The organism is Sphingomonas sp. TREG-RG-20F-R18-01, assembly GCF_022662475.1.
Classification (GTDB): Bacteria; Pseudomonadota; Alphaproteobacteria; order Sphingomonadales; family Sphingomonadaceae; genus Sphingomonas.
Genome location: NZ_JAKNQQ010000001.1, coordinates 961,256 through 985,486, shown reverse-complemented (window position 1 = coordinate 985,486; position 24,231 = coordinate 961,256). Strand labels below are relative to the sequence as shown.

Annotated in this window: 22 protein-coding genes; 20 read left to right on the top strand and 2 right to left on the bottom strand. The window is 67.0% G+C overall.

Translation table 11 applies throughout. The features are described 5' to 3' along the window. Window positions 1-23 precede the first annotated feature (23 nt). The 5 genes from L8K25_RS04975 (at window position 24) to L8K25_RS04955 (ending at window position 3,409) form a co-directional block, all read left to right on the top strand. On the top strand, window positions 24-323 hold the full coding sequence (locus tag L8K25_RS04975; RefSeq protein ID WP_242137770.1) for a BolA family protein: 300 nt from the start codon (window positions 24-26) through the stop codon (window positions 321-323). After that, a complete protein-coding gene (locus L8K25_RS04970; protein WP_242137769.1) occupies window positions 320-1,036 on the top strand; it encodes a glutathione S-transferase in 717 nt (238 codons plus the stop codon). The genes L8K25_RS04975 and L8K25_RS04970 overlap by 4 nt, the downstream gene beginning before the upstream one ends. Next, a complete protein-coding gene (locus L8K25_RS04965) occupies window positions 1,033-1,479 on the top strand; it encodes an NUDIX domain-containing protein (protein ID WP_242137768.1) in 447 nt (148 codons plus the stop codon). The genes L8K25_RS04970 and L8K25_RS04965 overlap by 4 nt, the downstream gene beginning before the upstream one ends. Next, entirely contained in the window at window positions 1,476-2,378 is a 903-nt protein-coding gene (locus L8K25_RS04960; protein ID WP_242137767.1) for a pirin family protein, read from the top strand. The genes L8K25_RS04965 and L8K25_RS04960 overlap by 4 nt, the downstream gene beginning before the upstream one ends. A 143-nt stretch (window positions 2,379-2,521) precedes the next feature. Continuing rightward, window positions 2,522-3,409: an alpha/beta hydrolase gene (locus L8K25_RS04955; RefSeq protein WP_242137766.1), complete on the top strand. Its 888-nt coding sequence runs from the start codon at window positions 2,522-2,524 to the stop codon at window positions 3,407-3,409. Between the two features lie 153 nt (window positions 3,410-3,562). On the opposite strand, the gene L8K25_RS04950 is transcribed toward L8K25_RS04955, so the two are convergent. Continuing rightward, the gene (locus L8K25_RS04950; protein WP_242137765.1) at window positions 3,563-4,663 is read right to left on the bottom strand and encodes a DUF2332 domain-containing protein; all 1,101 of its coding nucleotides are present in this window, start codon (window positions 4,661-4,663) and stop codon (window positions 3,563-3,565) included. Between the two features lie 85 nt (window positions 4,664-4,748). Here L8K25_RS04950 and hisG point away from each other — a divergent pair, with 85 nt between their 5' ends. The 4 genes from hisG to L8K25_RS04930 all read left to right on the top strand — a co-directional run bounded on the left by hisG (window position 4,749) and on the right by L8K25_RS04930 (window position 7,675). Further along, window positions 4,749-5,411 (top strand): ATP phosphoribosyltransferase, encoded by a 663-nt coding sequence (gene hisG / locus L8K25_RS04945; RefSeq protein WP_242137764.1) that lies wholly within the window; start codon window positions 4,749-4,751, stop codon window positions 5,409-5,411. Between the two features lie 130 nt (window positions 5,412-5,541). Further along, window positions 5,542-6,825, top strand: coding sequence for a histidinol dehydrogenase (hisD, locus tag L8K25_RS04940; protein WP_242137763.1), 1,284 nt, complete (start codon window positions 5,542-5,544; stop codon window positions 6,823-6,825). Between the two features lie 200 nt (window positions 6,826-7,025). Continuing rightward, window positions 7,026-7,496, top strand: a complete 471-nt coding sequence (gene nusB / locus L8K25_RS04935; RefSeq protein WP_242137762.1) for a transcription antitermination factor NusB — start codon at window positions 7,026-7,028, stop codon at window positions 7,494-7,496. 2 nt (window positions 7,497-7,498) lie between these two features. After that, on the top strand, window positions 7,499-7,675 hold the full coding sequence (locus tag L8K25_RS04930) for a DUF4169 family protein (protein WP_242137761.1): 177 nt from the start codon (window positions 7,499-7,501) through the stop codon (window positions 7,673-7,675). Between the two features lie 28 nt (window positions 7,676-7,703). Here the strand turns inward: L8K25_RS04930 and L8K25_RS04925 are convergent, their stop codons facing one another. After that, on the bottom strand, window positions 7,704-8,483 hold the full coding sequence (locus L8K25_RS04925; RefSeq protein ID WP_242137760.1) for a DUF4019 domain-containing protein: 780 nt from the start codon (window positions 8,481-8,483) through the stop codon (window positions 7,704-7,706). Between the two features lie 86 nt (window positions 8,484-8,569). Between L8K25_RS04925 and L8K25_RS04920 the strand changes: the two genes are divergently transcribed. The 11 genes from L8K25_RS04920 (at window position 8,570) to L8K25_RS04870 (ending at window position 24,101) form a co-directional block, all read left to right on the top strand. Beyond that, window positions 8,570-9,616, top strand: coding sequence for a thiamine-phosphate kinase (locus L8K25_RS04920; RefSeq protein WP_242137759.1), 1,047 nt, complete (start codon window positions 8,570-8,572; stop codon window positions 9,614-9,616). Window positions 9,617-9,722: 106 nt separating this feature from the next. Continuing rightward, window positions 9,723-11,870 carry a sodium-translocating pyrophosphatase gene (locus L8K25_RS04915; protein WP_242137758.1) on the top strand — a complete coding sequence of 716 codons (2,148 nt, stop codon included), beginning with the start codon at window positions 9,723-9,725 and terminating at the stop codon, window positions 11,868-11,870. 265 nt (window positions 11,871-12,135) lie between these two features. Continuing rightward, window positions 12,136-12,918 (top strand): enoyl-CoA hydratase-related protein, encoded by a 783-nt coding sequence (locus L8K25_RS04910; protein WP_242137757.1) that lies wholly within the window; start codon window positions 12,136-12,138, stop codon window positions 12,916-12,918. Further along, window positions 12,918-15,275, top strand: coding sequence for a methylmalonyl-CoA mutase (gene scpA, locus L8K25_RS04905; RefSeq protein WP_242137756.1), 2,358 nt, complete (start codon window positions 12,918-12,920; stop codon window positions 15,273-15,275). The genes L8K25_RS04910 and scpA overlap by 1 nt, the downstream gene beginning before the upstream one ends. After that, the gene (bioB, locus tag L8K25_RS04900) at window positions 15,272-16,405 is read left to right on the top strand and encodes a biotin synthase BioB (protein ID WP_242137755.1); all 1,134 of its coding nucleotides are present in this window, start codon (window positions 15,272-15,274) and stop codon (window positions 16,403-16,405) included. Before scpA ends, bioB begins: the two co-directional genes overlap by 4 nt. Beyond that, window positions 16,396-16,758, top strand: a complete 363-nt coding sequence (locus L8K25_RS04895) for a lysozyme inhibitor LprI family protein (protein ID WP_242137754.1) — start codon at window positions 16,396-16,398, stop codon at window positions 16,756-16,758. Before bioB ends, L8K25_RS04895 begins: the two co-directional genes overlap by 10 nt. Before the next feature lie 55 nt (window positions 16,759-16,813). Beyond that, window positions 16,814-18,985, top strand: coding sequence for an acetyl/propionyl/methylcrotonyl-CoA carboxylase subunit alpha (locus tag L8K25_RS04890; protein ID WP_242137753.1), 2,172 nt, complete (start codon window positions 16,814-16,816; stop codon window positions 18,983-18,985). A gap of 77 nt (window positions 18,986-19,062) precedes the next feature. Beyond that, entirely contained in the window at window positions 19,063-20,544 is a 1,482-nt protein-coding gene (locus L8K25_RS04885) for an efflux transporter outer membrane subunit (RefSeq protein ID WP_242137752.1), read from the top strand. After that, window positions 20,545-21,960, top strand: a complete 1,416-nt coding sequence (locus L8K25_RS04880; protein ID WP_242137751.1) for an efflux RND transporter periplasmic adaptor subunit — start codon at window positions 20,545-20,547, stop codon at window positions 21,958-21,960. Between the two features lie 28 nt (window positions 21,961-21,988). Then, a complete protein-coding gene (locus L8K25_RS04875; RefSeq protein WP_242137899.1) occupies window positions 21,989-22,705 on the top strand; it encodes an ABC transporter ATP-binding protein in 717 nt (238 codons plus the stop codon). A gap of 187 nt (window positions 22,706-22,892) precedes the next feature. After that, window positions 22,893-24,101 (top strand): ABC transporter permease, encoded by a 1,209-nt coding sequence (locus tag L8K25_RS04870; protein WP_242137750.1) that lies wholly within the window; start codon window positions 22,893-22,895, stop codon window positions 24,099-24,101. The last annotated feature ends 130 nt before the right edge of the window (window positions 24,102-24,231 follow it).

The window sequence follows — 24,231 nt, the reverse complement described above, 5'->3', positions numbered from 1 at the left end:
CAAAAGCGCCCTATATAGGCGCGATGATTGAACCTTCCAGCACAGCCGCCCCCGCCATTCCGCTCGTCGTCGAGATCGAGAACCGCCTGAATTCAGCGCTTTCCCCGACGCGTCTCGACGTCAGCAACGACAGCGCGCAGCATGCCGGACACATGGGGGACGACGGTACGGGCGAATCGCACTTCTCGGTGACGATCGAGGCGCCCGCTTTCACTGGCGTCTCCCGGGTGCAGCGGCAGCGGCTGGTCAACCAGGCGCTGGCGGATCTGCTGCGGGATCGCATCCACGCCCTTGCGATCCGCGCAACGGCGCCGGGAGAATGACGTTGCGCTACGGGCTGTGGTATTGGCCGAGTATCCAGGGACGCGGTGAATTCATCCGGTTGCCGATGGAAGCCGCCGGGATCGACTATGTCGATTGCGCGCGAGACCAGGGGGTCGAGGCGCTGGTGGCCAATCTCGAAAAGCACGCCGCGAAGCGCGGGTCGTTCGCGCCGCCCTATCTCGAGCTCGACGGGATGGTGATCGGGCAGGTCGCCAACATCCTGCTGTATCTCGGCGAGCGGCATCAGATTGCGCCGTCGAACATGGCGGACCGGTTGTGGCTCAACCAGCTGCAGCTGACGATGTCCGACATGATCGCCGAGGTCCACGACGTCCACCATCCGGTCGACATGATGGCCTATTACGAAGACCAGAAGACCGCCGCCCTGGGCGCGGCCGATGCGTTTCGCGACGAGCGGATGCCGAAATTCTTCCAACATTTCGAACAGGCAGCGGCGTCGCACAACGGCGACTGGCTGGTCGACCATCGCTGGACCTATGCCGACACGTCGCTGTTCCAGCTGGTCGAGGGGCTGCGCTACATGTTCCCGAAGCGGATGGCGTCGATCGAAGCGGACTATCCGCGTGTCATCGCGATCCGCGACCAGGTCGCCGAATTGCCGGGGATCCGTGCCTATCTCAAGAGCGAGCGGCGCTTGCCGTTCTCGACCGAAGGCATCTTCCGCCACTATCCCGAGCTGGACGGCGAATGAGCGGGCGCGCCTTGCGCCCGGCGGCGCGAATCCTGTTGCGCGATGCGGCCGACCGCGTGCTGCTGTTCCGCTTCGACCCCGACGACCGCCCGCCCTTCTGGTGCACCCCCGGCGGCGCGCTCGACCCGGGTGAGGATTATGCGACCGCGGCGCGGCGCGAGCTCCTTGAAGAGACGGGACTCCCTGCCGACCCCGGTCCCGAAGTGCTGCAACGCGACGTCGAATTCATCACGATCGAAGGCGTGCCGGTCAGCGCGGACGAACGCTATTTCCATGTGCGGACCGATGCGGACGCGATCGACACGAGCGGGCATACCGCGCTCGAACAACGCGTGATGACGCGCTGGCGCTGGTTCACGCCCGCCGAGCTCTCGGCGCTCGATGAACCCTATTTTCCTGGCGATCTCGGCGAGATCCTTGCGGCTCTGGAGCCTGACCTGTGACCAATGACGATCTGATCCTCCAGACGATCACCCCGGTGACGCACGACCTCGGGGGATTCAAGGTGCATCGTACGCTGCCGTCGCGGCCGCGCACGATGGTCGGGCCGTTCATCTTCTTCGACCAGATGGGCCCGGCGGTGCTGAGCGTGGGCGAGGGGATCGACGTCCGCCCGCATCCGCACATCAACCTCGCGACCGTCACCTATCTGTTCGCGGGCGCGATCGACCATCGCGATTCGATCGGGAGCCTCGCGACGATCGAGCCCGGCGCGGTCAATCTGATGACGGCCGGGCACGGGATCGTCCACAGCGAGCGTTCGCCCTCGGCCGAGCGCGCGCATGGGCCGGAGCTTTCCGGGATCCAGACATGGATCGCGCTTCCCGAAAAGGACGAGGAGATGGACCCGGCGTTCGAGCATGTCGCGCGCGATCGTTTGCCGACCGTGGAGACGCCGGGGGCACAGGCGCGGGTGGTGATGGGGAGCCTGTGGGGCGTGACCGCACCGACCACGACCTATGCCAGCACGATCTATGCCGATATCCTGCTCGAGCCGGGCGGGTCGGTCCCGATCGACGCGGCCGCCGACGAACGCGCGCTCTACGTCGCGATGGGGGAGGCGAGCCTCGATGGGATGCGGCTCGAGCCGATGATGCTCTATGTGCTGCGCCCCGGCATCGCGGCGACGCTTCGTTCGGCAGATGGCGGGCGCGTCACGCTGTGCGGCGGCGAGGCGTTCACGACGCCGCGGCATGTGTGGTGGAATTTCGTCTCGTCGCGCCGCGACCGGATCGACGAGGCCAAGCGGGCGTGGACCGCGGGCGAATTCGCGCGGGTGCCCGGGGACGAGAAGGAGTGGATCCCGATCCCGGCGGTGCCGAAGACGGTGAGTTATCCGTGATGCAATATAAAGCCCCTCTCCTTCAGGGGAGGGGTTGGGGTGGGGAAGTGCCTCGCAGAGAGCTAAGTTCTGCTGGACTTCCCCACCCCCAACCCCTCCCCTGAAGGGGAGGGGCTTAGAAAAAAATAAAAGGGAGAGAGACAATGGCTGATGACCTGCACCGGATCGACCTGCCCACCGGCGTGACGCTCGACGTCGCCACCGCGGGCGACCCAGCCAACCCGCCGGTCATCCTGCTCCACGGCTTCCCCGAATCGCATCGCACCTGGCGCGCGGTGATGCCCGACTTGGCCCGCGACCATTTCGTGATCGCGCCCGACCAGCGCGGGTTCGCGCGGTCGTCCAAGCCGACGGCGGTCAGCGACTATACCCCCGACAAGATCGTCGCCGACCTGCTCGCGCTCGCCGACCATTTCGGGATCGCCCAGTTCACGCTCGTCGGGCACGACTGGGGCGGCGCGATCGCGTGGATGGCGGCGTTGCAGAACCCCGGCCGGATCACGCGCCTCGTCATCATCAACGCACCGCACCCCTTCGTCTTCCAGAAGACGCTTTTCGACGACATGGCGCAGCGCGAGGCGAGCCAGTATATCCGCGCCTTCCGCAATCCCGATCTCGAACAGCATATCGACAGCATCGGCCTGTCGGCGTTCTTCGACGGCAGCTTCCTGAAGCACACCGATTTCGACAAGATTGCGGACGAGAAGCCGGTCTATCTCGACCAGTGGAGCCAGCCCGGCGCGCTGACCGCGATGCTCAACTGGTATCGCGCGAGCGCGATCATCGTCCCCGCGATGGACGAGACGCCCGAACGCCCGGCGTTCCTCGATGCGCCGTTCCCGCCGGTGCGGCAGCCGACGCTGGTGATCTGGGGGATGAAGGACGCCGCGTTGTTGCCGAGCCAGCTCGAGGGGCTGGATGCGCTGGTGCCGGATCTGACGGTGCGGCACGTCGATGCGGGGCATTTCGTGCCGTGGGAGAATGCGCCTGCGGTGTTCGCGGCGATCCGGGGGTGGTTGGGGGATAGCTGAATTCGGCGGCGCGTGCTTCCCCAATAACACGCTTCCCCGGCGAAGGCCGGGGCCCAGTAGCGAAGGTTTTTGTTACCGCGCGCAGAGCTCTCTTACATCTGTTCCACGACTGGGCCCCGGCCTTCGCCGGGGAAGCAGAGTAGGGAGGGAAATTTACACCGCGACCCTGGCACCCTCCGGCAACGCCACCAGCGGCGCATCCCCAATCCCCCCGCCGCTATCCACCCAGGTGCCATGCGCATGAGCGGTGGCCACCAATTCCCACGCGCCATCCCCCGGCCAGCTTCGCGCGCGGATATTCTGGTGGCCGACCGAACGGTCCGGCTCCATCATCACCCAACCGAGCGGACGGTCCGCGGTCGCGCGGGCGCCTGCCGCTGCCATCGCCGTGCGAATCCGCTGCGCGACCGGCTCGGGGAGATATTGCCACACGACCGAATGCATCAGCACCCGCGTCACCCCTGCCGCCTGCGGTTCGGCGAGCTGCGCCTCGACCCAGTCGGCGGCATCCGCGCGGACCAGATCGACGCCGCGCTCGCCGAGCATCGCGATCGCGGTCCGCACGCGCGCGAGCCGTTCGGGCGTGTCGGGCCAGACAAAGGCCGCAAGCCGCGCAGCGACCGCCGGATCTGTCGCGTCCATCGGGTTGATGTCGCAGCCGCGAACCGACACGATGTCGAGCGGGACCGACGCGGCGGGGGGACCGCTCCAAGCGGGGCGGATCGTCACGGGCGAGTCCGCCGGGCCATAGACGGTCCCGCCGAGATCGAAACGATAGCGGTCGATCAACAGGTTGAGCCCCGCGCTCGACCCGATCTCGAGCAGTTCGATCTTCGGCCCATGCCGCTGTGCCAGCGCGATGAGCCCGAGCATCAGTGCGCCCGAGCGCCCCGGATCGTTGGTCTGGGGCGGCCCATCGAGCCACGGGAGCAGCGCCGCCGCATGGTCGGCGAACACGCGCTCAAGGGTCGCGCTGATCGCGCCCGGATCGGTGACGCGCCCCGCGTACACCTCCGCGAGCCCTGCATCCGCCCCTGCCAGCACCAGCGCATGAAGCCCGCCGAAAAGCCGCAGCGGCAGCGCGTCGCGGGTCGGCTCGCCCGGCCAGTCGAGCACGCGCGCGCCGATCGCGCTGTCCCGCGTGACCCCTGCCGCCACCGCCGCGCACATCCGGGCATAGATCGGCGCGGCGTTGCGCTCGCAATAATGCTGCTGGATCAGGAAGGCACCGCGATTGGTCTGTTCGTCGGCCATTGAACCAATCCTTTTTGCGCGGCGTTTGGTGCTCGTCCGGGCGTTGTTGCGCCCACCCCCCCGCCCAAGTAAAGCCCCGACCCATATGGCCGATCCGATCATCATCGCCGTCCCCAAGGGGCGGATCCTGTCCGAGGCGGTTCCGTTGCTGGAACGCGCCGGAATCGTTCCCGAAGCCGCGTTCAGCGACCCGGAGTCGCGCGCGTTGCGCTTCACCACCAACAACCCCGGGATCGACCTGATCCGCGTCCGCGCGTTCGACGTCGCGACCTTCGTCGCGCATGGCGCGGCGCAATTGGGGATCGTGGGGTCGGACGTGCTGGCGGAGTTCGACTATTCCGAACTGTACGCGCCGGTCGATCTGGGGATCGGGCATTGCCGTCTGTCGGTCGCCGAACCCGCCGATCTGGCGGCGCACGACGACCCGCGCGGGTGGAGCCATGTCCGCATCGCGACCAAATATCCGCACGTCACCGAGGCGCATTTCGCGGCGCGGGGTGTGTCGGCCGAATGCGTCAAGTTGAACGGGGCGATGGAGCTGGCACCCTTGCTGGGGCTCGCGCCGCGGATCGTCGATCTGGTGTCTTCGGGGCGGACGCTCAAAGAGAACGGGTTGGTCGAGGTGGCGGTGATCTGCGAGGTGACGAGCCGGCTGATCGTCAATCGCGCGGCGTTCAAGACGCGGGCGCAGATCGTGCCGCTGGTCGAGGCGTTTCGGCGGGCGGTTTCGCAGGAGATGGCGGCGTGAAGACGATTTCTCTTCTTAAGCCCCTCCCCTTCAGGGGAGGGGTTGGGGTGGGGCCGTCCAGCCAACACAGCATCGGAATTCTGCACTGCCCCACCCCCAGCCCCTCCCCTGAAGGGGAGGGGAGCGAGATATGATCCGTCTCTCCACCTCCGAACCCGGCTTCGACCGGGCGTTCGAAACCCTCGTCAACGCCCGTCGCGAGGCCGACGCCGATGTCGCGCGCGATGTCCGTACGATCATCTCCAGCGTCCGTGACGAAGGCGATGCCGCGCTCCACGCGTTCACGCGCAAGTTCGACCAGCATGATCTCAACGAAACCGGCTGGCGGATCGAACGTGCCGAGTGGCTCGCTGCCTATGAGGCGCTGACCCCCGAATTACGCGATGCGCTCGATCTCGCGGCGGCGCGGATCCGGACCTATCACGAGAAGCAGAAGCCCGCCGACAGCGACACCACCGATGAGGCGGGTGTGCGGCTCGGCGCTCGGTGGAATGCGGTGGCGGCCGCGGGGCTGTATGTTCCCGGCGGGCGTGCGGCCTATCCGTCTTCGGTGCTGATGAACGCGATTCCGGCCAAGGTCGCGGGCGTCGACCGGCTGGTGATGGTCACGCCGACCCCCAAGGGCGAGGTCAACCCGCTCGTGCTCGCCGCCGCGCATGTCGCGGGCGTTGACGAGATGTGGCGGATCGGCGGCGCGCAGGCGGTGGCGGCGCTGGCCTATGGGACCGGGCGGATCGGCGCGGTGGATGTCGTGACGGGGCCGGGCAACGCCTGGGTCGCGGAGGCCAAGCGGCAATTGTACGGCGTGGTCGGGATCGACATGGTCGCGGGGCCATCCGAGATCGTCGTCGTTGCGGACGGGAAGAACCGCGCGGACTGGATCGCCGCCGATCTGTTGTCGCAGAGCGAGCATGACCCGACGAGCCAGTCGATCCTGTTCACCGACGATGCCGCTTTCGCGCGTGCGGTGGCGGACGAGGTGGATCTGCAGATCGGGACGCTTGTGACATCCAAGGTCGCGCGGGCGGCGTGGGATGCGAATGGCGCGATCATCGTGACGGCTAGCCTCGAGGAGGCATTGCCGCTGGTCGACCGGCTTGCGCCCGAGCATCTCGAGCTGGCGTGCGATGATCCGCAGGCGTTGTTCGACCGGGTGCGTCATGCCGGGTCGGTGTTCCTGGGGCGGCATACGCCCGAGGCGATCGGGGATTATGTGGCTGGGCCGAACCATGTGTTGCCGACCGGGCGGCGGGCGCGGTTCTCCAGCGGGTTGTCGGTGCTCGATTTCATGAAGCGGACGAGTTTCCTGGAGCTTGGGGCGCAGGGGTTGGCGGCGATCGGGCCGGCGGCGGTGGCGCTGGCGGAGGCCGAGGGGTTGCCGGCCCATGCGCGGTCGGTGGCGTTGCGGCTTTAGTCTCTTAGCCTCCCCTTCAGGGGAGGGCGTCCTATTCTAAAGCCCCTCCCCTTCAGGGGAGGGGTTTGGGGTGGGGCAGTGCCTCGCAGAGAGCACACCCCTTCTGGACTTCCCCACCCCAACCCCTCCCCCGAGGGGGAGGGGTTAAGAAGGATCGCCCCAGCTTCCCGTCCGCGGCATTTTCCCCTAAGGCCCGCGCAATGTCTTCCCATCTTACCCCCCGCACCGCCCCGCGCTCCAAGGCGCGCGCCGCTGCTCGTCTTGCCGCCGTCCAGGCGCTGTACCAGCACGACATGGAAGCCACCGCGATCCCGGTGCTGCTCCACGAATTCCACAACCACCGCCTCGGCGCGACGATCGAGGATGCCGAATATGCCGAGCCCGAGGTCGATTTCTTCGACGACGTGGTGAAGGGCACCAGCGCGCGACTGTCCGAGATCGACACCGCGATCGCGGGCAAGCTCGCCAAGGGCTGGAACCTCGCGCGGCTCGACAAGGCGATGCGCGCGATCCTGCGCGCGGGGACCTACGAGCTGCTCGCACGCGCGGACGTGCCGACCGGCGCGGTCATCACCGAATATGTCGACGTCGCGCACGCCTTCTTCGACAAGCGCGAGTCGGGGTTCGTCAACGGCCTGCTCGACGCGATCGCCAAGGACGTGCGCGGCTGAACATGGCGGAGGTCATCAACCTCCGCCGCGCCCGCAAGGCCCGCGCGCGCGATGCCGCGGCGGATGCTGCAACGGTCAATCGCGCGGCGTTCGGCCGGAGCAAGGCCGAGCGCGACGCTGCGGCGGCCGACGCCGAGCGGCAGGCGCGGCTGCTCGACGGAGCGAAGCGCGAGGATTGAGCCCTCGCGCCCGATCCGCCAGCCATCGCTACTCGACGATCACCGCGACGATGCGCCAGGCGCCGCTTTCCTGTTCGAGCGTGACCGTCTCGACCGCATTGTCCTTGTTGGCGAAGGCCGTGCGGAACTTGACCACCTGATAGCCCTCCGGCGGCGCCGGGAAATATTGCTGGCTCTCCAGAACACGCGAAACCATTCCGCCTAAAGGCACCCGCGCCTTGTTCGACGCAGCCGTCCACATCTGGACCGAGTTGACCTTGCGGAACGCCTTGCCGGTCAGGCGATAGCTCTCGTCCCAGCGGGACTGGTCGAGCAGCGCGAGCCAGTTGCGCGCCGTCTCGACCACCGCCGGGTTGGCCGTGGTGGCGCTGTCCGCCGGGGAGGGTACGGGAGACGCGCCTTGCGGCACGATGAGAAGTGCAAGAAGCGCGAGGGCAAGCGTCATGACGAGGACTCCGATGAGCATTGCGGAGCGGCGATCAGCCGGCCCGACGCCCTTGCCGGGCGCGACTTCCTGATCCGGCGCGGAGGATGGCGCGTCTTCCCCGATTTCCGTGTCCCCGGACAATTCGGGGGTGGGTGGCGCGCTCCGCTCGCCCTCGGCTTCGAAGAGGATGCGGGCGGCCTCGCGGCTGCTCGACACCGCCATCTTGCGGCGCGCATCGCGCAGGCGTTCGTTGATCGTGTGGACCGAGAGGTTGAGGCTGCGCGCGGTGGACTTCGCATCGTGCCCGCGGACGATCAGCCGAAGGGTCTGCTTTTCCTTTTCGGTCAGCGTGCCGATTCCGTCTCGTGCGGTCATGGTCATGGCGACGACCCTAATTGCGGGGCGGGGCGCGACTACCCCGAAAAATTCGTACCCGCAGGGCTGCCACTCCCGCTAGACCCCAGAGTATGACCGAAGCCGAATTCCTCGTCGCTCTGCGGCGGCTGCCGCTCCATCCCGGTGCGCTCGACCTGCGCGACGATGCGGCGCGGTTGGGGGATCTGGTGCTCACCACCGATACGCTGGTGGAGGGGGTGCATTATCTTTCCGGCGATCCGGCGGGGGATGTGGCGTGGAAGCTGGTGGCGACCAATGTGTCGGATCTGGCGGCGAAGGGTGCGGTGCCGGTGGGGGTGATGCTCAACTATCCGCTGCGGGCGATACCGGCTTCTTCTTTTTCCGCTTCCCCGGCGAAGGCCGGGGCCCAGTCGCGGGACGTTCATGGCGAAGGGCAGCCAGACGTTACCTCGGCCACATCGACTGGGCCCCGGCCTTCGCCGGGGAAGCGACTAGAGGGGGAGGATGGGGAAAGCTGGGACGCCCTCTTTCTCGAAGGCTTCGGCCACGCGCTTACCACCTTCAGCGTCCCGCTGCTCGGCGGCGATACCGTATCGCTCCCGGCGCACGCGCCGCGTGTCATCACCCTCACCGCGATCGGCTCGACCACAACCGCGCCGATCCGCACGGGTGCGCGCGCGGGGGATGCGCTCTATGTCACCGGGACGATCGGCGATGCGGGCGCGGGGCTGACGATCGCGCAGGGGGAGGCGGGCCCCGCCGAACTGCTCGCCGCGTACCGCCGCCCGCAGCCTCGCCTCGCCGAGGGGCGCGTGCTGGCGGGGGTCGTGAGCGCGATGATGGACGTGTCCGACGGGTTGCTGATCGACGCGCAGCGGATGGCGGCGGCAAGCGGCCTGTCGGTCACGCTCGACCTCGCCGATATCCCGCTGTCCGGCGCCTATCGCGCCTTCGCGGGGGATGACCGCGCGGCGCGGCTTGTGGCGGCGACTGCGGGGGACGATTACCAGCTTCTGTTCGCCGCCGCGCCCGACGTCGTGCTCCCCTGTGCGGCGACCCGCGTGGGGTGGTTCGCGTCCGGTACCGGACTGACGCTGGTCGACGCGGGCGAGGCGGTTCCGCTCCCCGGCAATCTCGGCTTCCAGCACAACGCGTAAGCGCCACGCGTGCTTGCCAACCCATCCTCCACCTGTAGGATACCACACAAGAGCGGGGACGAGACCGCGTGTCGCGATCCTTGCCGGACTTCAGGAAAGGAACAGCATGACGATCGTCTATGCCGCCATCATCTGTGGCCTGATCGCCGTCGCCTACGGCGCGATCACCAGCCAGCAGGTGCTCCGCGCGCCCGCGGGCAACGAAAAGATGCAGGATATCGCCGCCGCGATCCAGGAGGGGGCGAAGGCCTATCTCGGGCGGCAATATCGCACGATCGCGATTGTCGGCGTCATCGTCCTGCTGCTGGTGTGGGTGTTCCTCGACGGGATGCGCACCCCCGTCTCGGCGCTGAGCTTCGCGCTGGGGGCGGTGCTGTCGGGCGTGGCGGGCTATGTCGGGATGAACATCTCGGTCCGCGCCAACGTGCGGACCGCCGAGGCCGCGCGGACGTCGCTCCAGGGCGGGCTGACGATGGCGTTCCGCTCGGGTGCGGTGACGGGGTTGCTCGTCGCGGGGCTCGGGTTGCTCTCGATCTCGGGGACGTTCCTGTATCTCGCGGGACCGAACGGTGCCGACGCGGGTGCGCCGGTGGTGGTCAAGGCGCTGACCGCGCTGGCGTTCGGCGCATCGCTCATCTCGATCTTCGCGCGATTGGGTGGCGGCATCTTTACGAAGGCGGCGGACGTCGGCGCGGATCTGGTCGGCAAGGTCGAGGCGGGAATCCCCGAGGACGACCCGCGTAACCCCGCCACCATTGCGGACAATGTCGGCGATAACGTCGGCGATTGCGCGGGCATGGCGGCGGATTTGTTCGAGACCTATGTCGTCACGATCGGCGTGACGATGATCTCGGTCGCGCTCGCGCTCAAGAATGCGGACCATTTGCTCAATGTGATGACGCTGCCGCTGATCGTCGGCGGGGTGTGTATCCTGACCTCGATTCTCGGTACCTATGCGGTACGGCTCGGCAAGGGCACGATCATGGGCGCGCTGTACAAGGGGTTCTGGCTGAGCGTCGGGCTGTCGATCCCGGCGATCTACCTTGTCACGCGCTATACGCTCGGCGACATGGATGCGCGGATCGGGGGCAATGCGTTTCTGGATGGCGCGAGCCCCGAGGCGATCGCGGGTGTGGCCGCCGCGAGCTTCACCGGGATGCAATTGTTCTGGTGCATGATGATCGGGCTGGCGGTCACCGGCCTGTTGGTGTGGATCACCGAATATTACACGGGCACCAACTTCCGCCCGGTCCGCTCGATCGCCAAGGCGTCCGAGACGGGGCACGGGACCAACGTGATCCAGGGGCTTGCGATCAGCCTCGAATCGACCGCGCTGCCGACGCTCGTCATCGTCGTCGCGGTGATCGCGGCGTATCAATTGGCGGGGGTGATCGGGATCGCCTTCGCCGCGACCGCGATGCTCGCGCAGGCGGGGATGGTGGTTGCGCTCGACGCTTACGGGCCGGTGACCGACAATGCGGGCGGGATCGCCGAGATGGCGGGGCTGCCCGACGACGTGCGGCATCGCACCGACGCGCTGGACGCGGTCGGCAATACCACCAAGGCGGTGACCAAGGGCTATGCGATCGGGTCGGCGGCTTTGGCTGCGCTGGTGTTGTTCAATGCCTATACGTCCGATCTGGCGCGCGATTTCCCGACGCTCACGGTCAATTTCGCTTTGTCCAACCCGTACGTCATCGTCGGACTGCTGCTCGGCGCGTTGCTGCCGTATCTGTTCGGCGCGATGGGGATGACCGCGGTCGGGCGTGCGGCGGGCGCTGTCGTCGAGGAAGTCCGCGCGCAGTTCCGCGACAATCCGGGGATCATGCTCGGCACCAGCCGGCCCGATTATGCGCGGACGGTCGATCTCGTGACGCGCGCGGCGATTCGCGAGATGATCGTGCCGTCGCTGCTCCCGGTGCTGTCACCGATCCTGGTGTATTTCGTGATCACCTTCGTCGCGGGGCAGGCCGAGGGGTTTGCGGCGCTTGGGGCGATGTTGCTGGGGGTGATCGTGTCGGGGTTGTTCGTTGCGATCTCGATGACCTCGGGTGGGGGCGCGTGGGACAATGCCAAGAAGTTCATCGAGGATGGGAATTATGGTGGCAAGGGGTCCGAGGCGCACAAGGCGGCGGTGACGGGGGATACGGTGGGGGATCCGTACAAGGATACGGCGGGGCCTGCGGTCAATCCGATGATCAAGATTACCAACATCGTGGCGTTGCTGCTGCTTGCGGCGCTCGCGGCGGGGTGAGGGGGGAGCGGGTAGCCCCGCGTCTCCACCCCGGCAAAAGCGAACCCTCTGCGGAATTGGGCTCACGAGCTTTCCACTTGCTGCTTTCCCGCGAAAGCGGGAATCCAGTGCCGAGCAAGTCAACGTCTTATGGCTTGTGCGACTCCTGGACTCCCGCCTTCGCGGGAGAACAATTATGGTTTCGCGGAGGCCATGCTTTTGCCGGGGGTGGCACCGTTTGATAGTGAATCCCGTCTTTCCGAAGCACGTTTCCAAGGACCAAGTGATGCCCGACCCCATGATCCAGACCGAACGGCGCGGCGACGTGCTGATCGTCACGCTCAACCGCCCCGACCGGCTCAACGCCGCGCCGCCGCAGATGTTCGACGACCTGCGCGACGCGCTCGCCACGCTCGACGGCGCGCGTGCGGTGCTGATCGCGGCAGCGGGGCGGGGGTTCTGCTCGGGGGCGGACGTCGGCGGCGGGGCGCTCGGCAGCGACAACCCGGGCAACAGCACCTTCAAGGCGCTGACCGAGGCGTATAACCCGACGATCGCGGCGATCGCGGACCTGTCCGTTCCCGTCGTCAGCGCGGTGCGTGGGCCTGCCGCGGGGATCGGGTGCAGCCTCGCGCTCGCCGCCGACTTCTGCGTCGCGAGCGAGACCGCCTATTTCCTCCAGGCGTTCGTCAACATCGGTCTCGTTCCCGATGGCGGTGCATCGTGGATGCTCCCGCGCCTCATTGGCCGGGCGCGCGCGACCGAGATGATGCTGCTTGGCGAGCGCGTTCCCGCCGCCAAGGCGCTCGACTGGGGGATGATCCACAAGGTCGTCGCCGACGACTCGCTCGATGCGGAAGCGATCGCGTTGGCGGAACGGCTCGCCGCCGGGCCGACCGTCGCGATGGGGCTGATCCGCCGCCAGATCCGCCATGCCTATGAGGCGGATTACGCCGCCGCCATGCTGCAGGAGGCGGAGAACCAGCGGCACGTTCGCGGCACCGCCGATTCGATGGAAGGCGGCATGGCCTTCTTGCAGAAACGAAAGCCACAGTTCACAGGAACCTGATGGTAGAGATTGAAACCAATACGGGTGAGGACGCCGGGAGCACGCCGGCCCCACGCGATCTTCCCGAGCCGAGCACGCGTCCGACGCTGGATGCCTGGGCCGCCGCCGCCGCCAAGGAGGTCAAGGGCAGGGACCTGACCTGGCACACCCCCGAAGGGATTGACGTCAAGCCGCTCTATACCGCGGCGGACGTGGCGGACATCGACCCCGGCCTCCCCGGTTTTGCGCCGTTCACGCGCGGCGTGCGCGCGTCGATGTATGCGGGGCGGCCGTGGACGATCCGGCAGTACGCGGGGTTCTCGACTGCGGAAGCGTCCAACGCCTTCTACCGGCGCAATCTTGCGGCGGGGCAGAAGGGCCTGTCGGTCGCGTTCGATCTCGCGACCCACCGCGGTTACGACAGCGATCATCCGCGCGTGACCGGCGATGTCGGCAAGGCAGGCGTGGCGATCGATACGATCGACGACATGAAGATCCTGTTCGACGGGATCCCGCTCGACAAGATGTCGGTCAGCATGACGATGAACGGCGCGGTCATCCCGATCCTCGCCTTCTTCATCGTCGCGGGCGAGGAGCAGGGGGTGCCACAGCATCTGCTCGACGGGACGATCCAGAACGACATCCTCAAGGAGTTCATGGTCCGCAACACCTATATCTACCCGCCTAAGCCTTCGATGCGGATCATCTCGGACATCATCGGGTACACCTCGGCGCACATGCCGAAGTTCAACAGCATCTCGATTTCCGGCTATCATATGCAGGAAGCGGGGGCGACGCAGCTGCAGGAGCTGGCGTTCACGATCGCGGACGGGCGCGAGTACGCCAAAGCGGCGATGGCGTCCGGGCTCGATCTTGATGCGTTCGCGGGGCGGCTGAGCTTCTTCTTCGCGATCGGCATGAACTTCTTCATGGAAATTGCGAAGCTGCGCGCTGCGCGGAAACTGTGGCACCGCGTGATGACTGATCTCGGTGCGAAGGACGAGCGGTCCAAGATGCTGCGGACGCATTGCCAGACGAGCGGCGTGTCGCTGACCGAGCAGGACCCGTATAACAATGTGATCCGCACCACGGTCGAGGCGATGGCGGCGATGCTGGGGGGGACGCAAAGTCTCCACACCAACGCGCTCGACGAGGCGATCGCGCTGCCGACCGATTTCTCGGCACGGATCGCGCGCAACACGCAGATCGTGCTCCAGGAAGAGACGGGGATGACCAAGGTCGTCGATCCGTTGGGCGGCAGCTATTACATCGAGAGCCTGACCGAGGAGCTCGTCGACAAGGCGTGGGAGATCATCCAGCGCGTCGAGGCCGAGGGCGGGATGGCGCAGGCGGTCGCGGCGGGCTGGCCCAAGGCGATGATCGAAGAGGCGTCTGCCGGCCGCGCGGCGCGAGTCGACAAGGGCGAGGATGTGATCGTCGGCGTCAACAAGTATAAGCTCGCCGAGCAGGACCCGATCGACATTCTCGACGTCGACAATGTCGCGGTGCGCGAGGCGCAAATCGCGCGGATCGCGCGGTCGAAGGCCGGGCGGGACGAGGCGAAGTGCCAGACGGCGTTGGACGCGTTGCGCGAGGGTGCGCGCAAATCCTCCCCCGCCATGGCGGGGGAGGGGGACCGTGAGCATTCAGCGAACGGTGGAGGGGGCGATCCGGGCGCAGCGCCTGCGGCAGAACCCCTCCACCACCCGGCTGAAGAAGCCGGGCGGTCCCCCTCCCCCGTTGGGGGAGGAATGGAAACGAATCTCCTCGCGCTCGCGGTCGAGTGTGCGCGGCAGCGCGCCACTCTCGGCGAGATTTCCTCCGCGATGGAGGATGTGTTCGGACGCTATGATACCGTGCCGACGCCGGTGTCGGGCATCTACGGCGGCGCGCATGAGTTCGACGCAGCGTGGCAGGGGCTGAAGGAAGGCGTCGTTTCTCTGGAAACGCGCAACGGGCGCAAGCCCCGGATGCTCGTCGCCAAGATGGGGCAGGACGGGCATGACCGTGGTGCAAACCTCGTGTCGTCCGCGTTCGGCGATCTCGGGTTCGAGGTGGTGCCGGGGCCGTTGTTCCAGACGCCCGCCGAAGCCGCTGAACTCGCGATCGCACGCGATGTCGACGTGGTCGGCGCGTCGTCGCTCGCGGCGGGGCACAAGACGCTGATCCCCGAGCTGATCGGGCATTTGCGCGAGGCCGGGCGCGGCGACATCAAGGTGATCGCTGGCGGGGTGATCCCCGCGCAGGATTATCAGACGCTGCGCGATGCTGGCGTGCAGGGGATTTTCGGGCCCGGGACCAATCTGGTCGAGGCGGCGGGCGAAGTGCTGCGATTGCTCGGGCATAATATGCCCCCGGTTGAGGGAAATGTGGAATGACTGAAGGACTAACCGCCGTGCAAAGCCCCTCCCCTTCAGGGGAGGGGTTGGGGTGGGGCCGTGCAGCGGACTCAACCGACGTCGGGCTCGGTGAGACTTCCCCCACCCCCATCCCCTCCCCTGAAGGGGAGGGGCGCGTACGGAACGACTGGACGCGCCAGGAAATCGCCGCCTTGTTCGATCTTCCGTTCGACGAACTGATGTTCCGCGCGCAGACCACGCACCGCGCGCATCACGCCGCGGGGCAGGTGCAGCTGTGCACGCTCCTCTCGATCAAGACCGGCGGCTGCCCCGAGGATTGCGGCTATTGCAACCAGTCCGCCAGCGCCGACACCGAGCTGAAGGCCTCCAAGCTGATGGACGTCCGCGCGGTGCTGCAATCCGCCGCGCAGGCGCGCGATGCGGGGTCGCAGCGGTTCTGCATGGGCGCGGCGTGGCGCAACCCCAAGGACAAGGACATGCCCGCGATCATCGAGATGGTGCAGGGCGTCCGCCAGATGGGGATGGAGACCTGCATGACGCTCGGGATGCTCGCGCCGCATCAGGCCAGGCAGCTCGCCGACGCCGGGCTCGATTATTACAACCACAACATCGATACCTCGCCGGAGAAATACGCCGAGGTCATCACCACGCGGACCTTCCAGGACCGGCTCGATACGCTCGAGCACGTGCGCGAGGCGGGGATCAACGTGTGCTGCGGCGGGATCGTCGGGATGGGCGAGACGCGCGGCGACCGCGTCGGCTTCATCCATGCGCTCGCCACTTTGCCGCGCCACCCGGAGAGCGTGCCGGTCAATGCGCTGGTGCCGGTCAAGGGCACGGTGCTCGGCAACATGCTGGCGGATACGCCGCTTGCCGCGATCGACGAGATCGAGTTCGTCCGCACCGTCGCGGTCGCGCGGATCACGATGCCGTTGAGCATGGTGCGGCTGTCCGCGGGGCGCGAGAGCATGTCCGAGGCGACGCAGGCCTTGTGCTTCATGGCGGGCGCGAATTCGATTTTCACCGGCGACAAGCTGCTGACCACGGGCAATGCCGGGGACGATAAGGACGCCGCGCTGCTGGCCAAGCTCGGGCTGGTCCCGATGGTCGGCGAGGAACCGATGCGGAAGGAAAAGACATGCTGCTGATCGCGCTGCTGGTCGCTGCGGCGGCCCCGGTCCAGACCCAGGCGGATATGAACCGCACTGCCGGGTCGAGCTACACGGCCGCCGATGCCGCGATGGCCGCGCAGTGGAAGCGGAGCTATGCGTACATGAAGGGTCGTGACGCGCAGGACACGTCGCGCGGCGGCGGGTTCGGCTATGCGGCGGCGCTGCTCGAGAGCCAGCGCGCGTGGCTCAAGTTCCGTGATACGCAGTGCGTGATCGAGGGCGGGCAATATGCGGGCGGGTCGGCGCAGGGCATGACGACGGCGTCTTGCCGGACGAGCCTGACGCGGGCGCGGACGGCGCAACTCAAGTCGATGATCTGGTACCAATAACGATCAGTCCGCACCCGGCATCCGGTCGGGGAGACGGCACACTCTAGGGCGAGCGATGTTCAAGAAAATCCTGGTCGCGAACCGCGGCGAAATTGCCTGCCGCGTGATGCGGACCGCGAAGAAGATGGGGATCGCGACGGTCGCGGTCTATTCCGACGCGGACGCGCGCGCGCCGCATGTGCTGATGGCGGACGAAAGCGTCCGGCTCGGGCCGCCGCCTGCAGGGGAGAGCTATCTGCTCGCCGACCTGATCCTGCTCGCGGCCAAGGAGACGGGCGCGGACTGTATCCATCCCGGCTACGGCTTCCTGTCCGAGCGCGAGAGCTTCGCGCGCGCCTGCGCCGACGCGGGGATCGCGTTCGTCGGGCCGCCCCCGAAAGCGATCGCCGCAATGGGGGACAAGATCGAGTCCAAGAAGCTCGCCAAGGCCGCGGGCGTCAACGTCGTTCCCGGATTCCTTGGCGAGATCGCGGATACCGAGGACGCGGTGCGGATCGCGAGCGGCATCGGGTATCCGGTGATGATGAAGGCGAGCGCGGGCGGCGGCGGCAAGGGGATGCGCCTCGCTTACTCCGAGCAGGACGTGCGCGAGGGGTTCGAGGCGACCAAGCGCGAGGGGCTGGCGTCGTTCGGCGACGACCGCGTGTTCATCGAGAAGTTCATTGAAAGCCCGCGCCATATCGAGATCCAGGTGATGGGGGATCAGCACGGCACCATCGTTTATCTCGGCGAGCGCGAATGCTCGATCCAGCGGCGGCACCAGAAGGTGGTCGAGGAAGCGCCGTCGCCGTTCGTGACGCCCAAGATGCGGAAAGCGATGGGGGAGCAGGCGGTCGCCTTGGCGCGCGCGGTCGGGTATTTTTCGGCGGGGACGGTCGAGCTGATCGTCTCGGGTGCGGATACGACGGGGGAGGGGTTCTACTTCCTCGAGATGAACACGCGGCTTCAGGTCGAGCATCCGGTGACCGAGGCGGTGACCGGGCTGGATCTGGTCGAGCTGATGATTCGGGTTGCTTACGGTGAAGCTCTGCCGTTTGGGCAGGATGATGTGGTGCTCAAGGGGTGGGCGATCGAGAACCGGGTTTATGCGGAGGATCCGTATCGCGGGTTCTTGCCGAGCACCGGGCGATTGGTGCGGTATCAGCCGCCGGAGAGTGTGGGGACGCCGTACACTTCTCTTAGCCCCTCCCCTTCAGGGGAGGGGTTGGGGTGGGGCCGTGCAGCGGACTCAACCGATGTTGCTCTCGGTGAGACCGCCCCCACCCCCTACCCCTCCCCTGAAGGGGAGGGGCAAGAAGAAAAAGGGGCCTTCCTTTCCTCCCCTGAAGGGGAGGGGCAAGAAGAAGTAGCTTACGTCCGTGTCGACGATGGCGTCCGCGAAGGCGGTGAGGTCAGCATCTTCTACGATCCGATGATCGCGAAGCTGATCACCTGGGCCCCCACCCGCGAGGAAGCGATCGACGAGCAGATCGCCGCGCTCGACGCGTTCGAGATCACTGGCCCCGGCAACAACATCGACTTCCTCTCCGCACTGATGCAGCACCCGCGCTTCCGCTCGGGCAACATCACCACTGGCTTCATCGCCGAGGAATATCCCGACGGCTTCCACGGTGCTCCGGCATCGCCCGAGCTGATCCGCGACTTGTCCGCGATCGCCGCCTTCGCCGCGACCGCCGAGGCGGATCGCGCGCGCCGGATCGATGGCCAGCTCGGCAAGCGGTTGCGTCCGCCAGCGCAATGGTCGGTCAGGATCGGCGATGCCACGCATGTCGTCGATATCTCGACCGATGGCGTCATCGTGGATGGCGAGGACCTCGACATCGGGCTGGAATATACCCCCGGCGACCGGATGGTCCACGCCGAGATCGACGACGCCGACCTCAGCGTGAAGATCGTCCGCACCCGCGGTGGGTTCCGCCTGACCACGCGCGGCGCGAGCCATGACGCGCGCGTGCTCCCCGCGCATGTCGCGCCTTACGCGCAGCATCTGATCGACAAGGTCCCGCCCGATCTCTCGAAGTTCCTGCTGTGCCCGATGCCGGGCCTGCTGATGCGGCTCGACGTCGGCGTCGGCGACAAGGTCGAGGCGGGGCAGCCGCTCGCGGTGGTCGAGGCGATGAAGATGGAGAACATCCTGCGCGCCGAAAAGGCCGGCACGGTCAAGGCGGTCAACGCCAGGACCGGGGATAGTCTCGCGGTCGATGCAATCATTCTTGAAATGGAATAACCCGCGATTGCACCTTTGCAAAAGCTTGTAACAAGAAATCGGTGGACCGCGCGCGGTGTGTTAGCCACATAGAGGCGATGCGTCACCGCCCGATCCTGTCGTTCGCCCTGACGTTCCCGCTGGTCGCCTGCACCGTTGGACCGAATTACCATCCCGCTACGCCAGCCGCGCTTGGCGTGCCGGATGCCTATTCGGTGCCGCTCCCGGCGCAGGCGCGCGGCGATCTCACGGCCTGGTGGACGCGGTTCGACGACCCGCTGCTGACCAGCGTGGTCGAGCGTGCGCGCGCCAACAACCTCGATATCGCGCAAGCGCTCGCGCGGTTGCGGCAGGCGCGCGAGGCCCTGGTCCAGTCGCGCGCGCAGCTGCTGCCGACGCTCAGCGGCTCGGCCGGCTATACCCGCTCGCAAAGCATCGTTGGCGGGACGACGACGTTGCCGGGCGGTGCGACGATCGTGACCGGGCGCGGATCGGGGGATACGTTATCGCTCGGGCTCGACGTGCAATATCAGGTCGGGCTGTTCGGCGAGATCCGCCGCACGATCGAATCGTCGCGCGCGCAATATGAGACGTCGGGCTACGATCTGGCGACGGTGCTCCTTTCGACCGAGGCGGAGGCGGCACGCAACTACATGCTCGCGCGGCTCTACCAGGCGCAGCTTGCCAATGCGCGCGCGTCGTTGCGGGTGCAGGACGACAATCTCGAGATCGCGGGATTCCGTGTGCAGGCCGGGCTGGTCTCCTCGCTCGATGTCGAACAGGCGCGCTCGCAGCGGGCCAGCACCGCAGCGACGATCCCGACGATCGAACAGAATTACAACGCCGCGGTCTCGCGGATCGGTGTGCTGACCGGGCAGGCTCCCGGAGCGCTCAAGGGGGAGCTTGCGGCAACACGACCGATTCCCGCCGGGCCCGACAGCGTCGCGATCGGCGTGCCGCTCGATACGCTGCGCCAGCGCCCCGATGTCCGGGCGGCCGAGCGCCAGCTCGCCGCGACGACCGCGCAGATCGGTGTGGCCAAGGCGCAACTCTATCCAGCGCTCGCGATCAGCGGCAGCCTGTCGACCGATGCGTCCAAGCTCGGCAGCCTGTTCCAGACCATCGCGGGGCAGGTGTTTGCCGGTTTGACGCAGGCGATCTTCAACGGCGGTCGATTGCGGGCGCAGGTGCGCAGCAACGAAGCCGCCGCCGATGGTGCATTCGCGGCCTACAAGTCGACCGTCCTGCAGGGACTGGAGGATGTCGAGAATGCGGTCGTGGCGCTCGATTCCGCCAAGCGGCGTGCCGAGCAATTCGCGATCGCGCTCGATGCGGCGAACAACAGCGCGATCCTTTCGCGCACCCAGTATCGCGCGGGGCTGACCGACTTCGTCACGTTGAACACCACCGAAACCAGCCTGCTCAATGCACGCAACGGTCTGAGCCAGGCGCAGTCGGACCGGGCGACCGCGTTGGTGCAATTGTTCCTCGCGCTGGGCGGCGGGTGGGACAGCACTGCCGATCCGACCGCTGTGATCGCCGCGCCCGCGTCAAACCCCATCGTCCGCCAGGAACGCTAAATGGCCAGCACGCCCCCGACCTCTGTTCCCGCCAATACCGATCTGGACGCCTTTCTGGGCGCCAAGCCTGTCCCGGCATGGCGGCGCTGGGCGAAGTGGGTGCTTGTCGCAGTCGGCGTGCTGTTGTTGCTCCTGCTGTTGAAGAGCTGTTTCGCCGGGTCGGACAAGCCGGACTATGCAACGGCGGCGGTAGAGCGCGGCGCGCTTTCGGTCAGCGTTTCGGCGACCGGCAAGCTGCAGCCGACCAACCAGGTCCAGGTCGGCTCGGAACTGTCCGGCCTCGTCACCAAGGTCGTGGTCGACGTCAACGATCGCGTGACCAAGAACCAGCCGCTTGCGCTGGTCGATCCGTCGCGCTTTCAGGACGCGGTCAACCAGAGCCAGGCGGCGCTCGATGCGGCAGTCGCGACGGTGGCGCAGAATCAGGCGACGCTCGCGCAGGCCAATGCGACACTCGCGCGCTACCAAGAGGTAAGCCGCCTGTCGGGCGGTCGTGTTCCCGCCAAGACCGAGCTCGACCAGGCACGCGCCGACCGGGACCGCGGCATTGCGAATGTGCGCGCGGCGCAGGCCAACGTGGTTTCGGCGCGCGCAACGTTGTCGTCGAATGCGACGCAGCTGGTGAAGACCGTGGTCCGTTCCCCGGTCAACGGTGTCGTCCTCGCGCGTCAGATCGAGCCGGGTCAGACCGTCGCGGCGTCGTTCAGCACGCCGACCCTGTTCGTGATCGCGGAGGACCTCAGCCGGATGAAACTCGCGGTCGCGATCGACGAGGCCGACGTCGGCTCGGTGAAGGAAGGGCAGAGCGCGACCTTCACGGTCGACGCGTTCCCGGGCAAGACATTCCCCGCCGCGATCACGCGGGTCGATCTGGGGTCGAACCTCAGTGCGTCGACCACGGCGTCAACCAGCGCGACGACGACCACTACCGCGGGGCAGGTCGTGTCCTACAGCGCCACGCTTTCGGTCGCCAACTCCGGGCTGCAGCTGCGCCCGGGCATGACCGCGACCGCCGACATTGTCACCACGGCAAAGCCCAATGTCCTGCTCGTCCCCAACGCAGCGCTGCGCTTCAAGCCGGTGGATACGACCGCGACCGCGAACAAGGGGATCGCGGGCGCGCTCGTTCCCGGACGGCCGCGGCGGGGTGGCGCGGGCAGCGGGAAGGGCGAGACGGTCAAGCGCGGGGGATCGCAGACCGTCTACACGCTCGGAGCGGAGGGGACCGCGCAACCCGTCGCGATCACCACCGGCGAAAGCAACGGGACGATGACCGAAGTGATCGGCGGTGCGCTCAAGCCTGGCGACAAGGTCATCACCGGGCAACTCGCGAAGGGTTCGTCCGGTGCGGCAGCAGGCTCCGGCAGCGGCGGGGGGCAACGGCGGCGATCGGGCGGGCAGGGCGGTGGCCAGTAACCCCGCGCCCCTGCCGCTTCACGGGGCGGTGCCGGGGCTCCCGATCATCTCGCTGCGCAGCGTCACCAAGAGCTATGGCGAAGGCGCGACCGCGTTCCTCGCGCTCAAGGGGATCGACCTCGACATCACGCAGGGCGATTTCGTCGCGGTGATGGGCGCGAGCGGATCGGGCAAGTCGACCACGATGAACATTCTCGGCTGTCTCGACGTGCCGACCGGCGGCACGTTCGCGTTCAAGGGCGTCCATGTCGAATCGCTCGATCGCGACCAGCGCGCACTGTTGCGGCGCAAGTATCTCGGCTTCGTGTTCCAGGGGTTCAACTTGCTCGCGCGCACGACCGCACTCGAGAATGTCGAGCTGCCGTTGCTGTATCGCGGCGACGCGAAGGGCGCGCGGCGGGCGGCGGCGATGGCGGCGCTGGATAAGGTGGGGCTGGCGAACTGGTGGGACCATACGCCCGCCGAACTGTCGGGCGGGCAGCAGCAGCGCGTCGCGATCGCGCGCGCGATCGTCACCAGCCCGGCGGTTTTGCTTGCGGACGAGCCGACGGGAAATCTGGATTCGGAACGCTCGGTCGAGATCATGGAATTGCTGTCGGGGTTGAACCGCGACAGCGGGATCACGGTGATCATGGTGACGCACGAACCTGACATGGCGGCGTTCGCGCGGACGATCGTACATTTCAAGGACGGGCTTGTCGAGCGGATCGACACGCAGCATCACCAGGGCGAGGTGGCGTCGTGACGCGCGTAACCCAAAAGCCCCTCCCCTTCAGGGGAGGGGTTGGGGGTGGGGCCGTGCCTCGCAGAGAGCTTACTTCTGCTGCACGCCCCCACCCCAGCCCAGTGTCGGGTGAAGGATGCCCCGCATCCTTCAGGCCATGCCGGGGGCATGGCCGACCCGACACTCCTGAAGGGGAGGGGCTAGAGTAATGCTGGGCACGACCCTCCTCCTCGCGCTGCGCTCGATCGCGCGGCACAAGCTGCGCTCGTTTCTCACCACGCTCGGGATCATTATCGGCGTCGCCGCCGTCGTGACGATGGTTACGCTCGGCAAGGCGACCACCGCTGCGGTGCAGAAGTCGATCTCCTCGCTCGGCACCAACATCCTCCAGGTCCGCCCTGGGCAGGGTTTCGGGCGCGGCGGTGGGGGCCCGCGTCCGCCCGACTTCAAGCCGCAGGACGCGATCGCGATCCGCGACCAGATCGCGGGCGTCACCGCCGTCGCCGCACAGGCGGGCACCACCGCGACCGCGATCTACGAGGGCGCCAACTGGTCGACCACGCTCAACGGCACGACCAACGCCTATTTCCAGGTTCAGCCGTGGCCGCTGACCGAGGGCCGCTATTTCACGCCCGCCGAAGAAGGCGCGGGCAAATCGGTCTGCATCATCGGCAATACGGTCAACACGAACCTGTATCGCGGCGGATCCCCGCTCGGCACGCGGATGCGGATCGGCGGAATCTCGTGCGACGTGATCGGGCGACTGTCGGCACGCGGACAGGCCGGCTTTGGCGGCGATCAGGACGATGTCGTGATCATGCCGTTGAAGGCTGTGCAACGTCGTTTCACCGGTTCGACCGACCTCAAGCTGATGCTGGTGGGCGTCGATCAGGCCTATTCGAGCGCAGCGGTGCAATCCTCGATCGAGGACCTGCTGCGCGAACGCCGCAACATCAACGGCGGCAAGGACGATGACTTCAACATCTTCGACACCGCCCAGATTTCGGCAACGCTGACCCAGTCGACCACGCTATTGACGGGGATCGTCACCGCAGTGGCGGCGATCAGCCTGATCGTCGGGGGGATCGGGATCATGAACATCATGCTCGTCTCGGTGACCGAGCGGACACGCGAGATCGGCATTCGCCTGGCGATCGGCGCGGTCGCGCGGGAGGTGTTGCTCCAGTTTCTCGTCGAGGCCATCGCCTTGTCGATGCTGGGCGGGCTGATCGGGCTGGTGGTCGCGCAGATGGCGGTGTTGTCGCTCGCGGGGGTGATGAAGGTCGACTATCTGTTCGATCCGCAGATCAACATGATCGCCTTTGCGATCTCGGCGGTGATCGGCGTCGTCTTCGGCTATTTCCCGGCCCGCCGTGCCGCCGCGCTCAACCCGATCGACGCGCTGCGCCACGAATAGTCGCGCGCAGCGCAATAACATCTACTTCTACCTTCGTGGCTTTGTGCCTTTGTGCGAGTCCATCTTCTTCTGAAGAAGGCAGAATGGAATCGCACGAAGCCACAAAGCCACGAAGAGAAGAAGGGGTTTG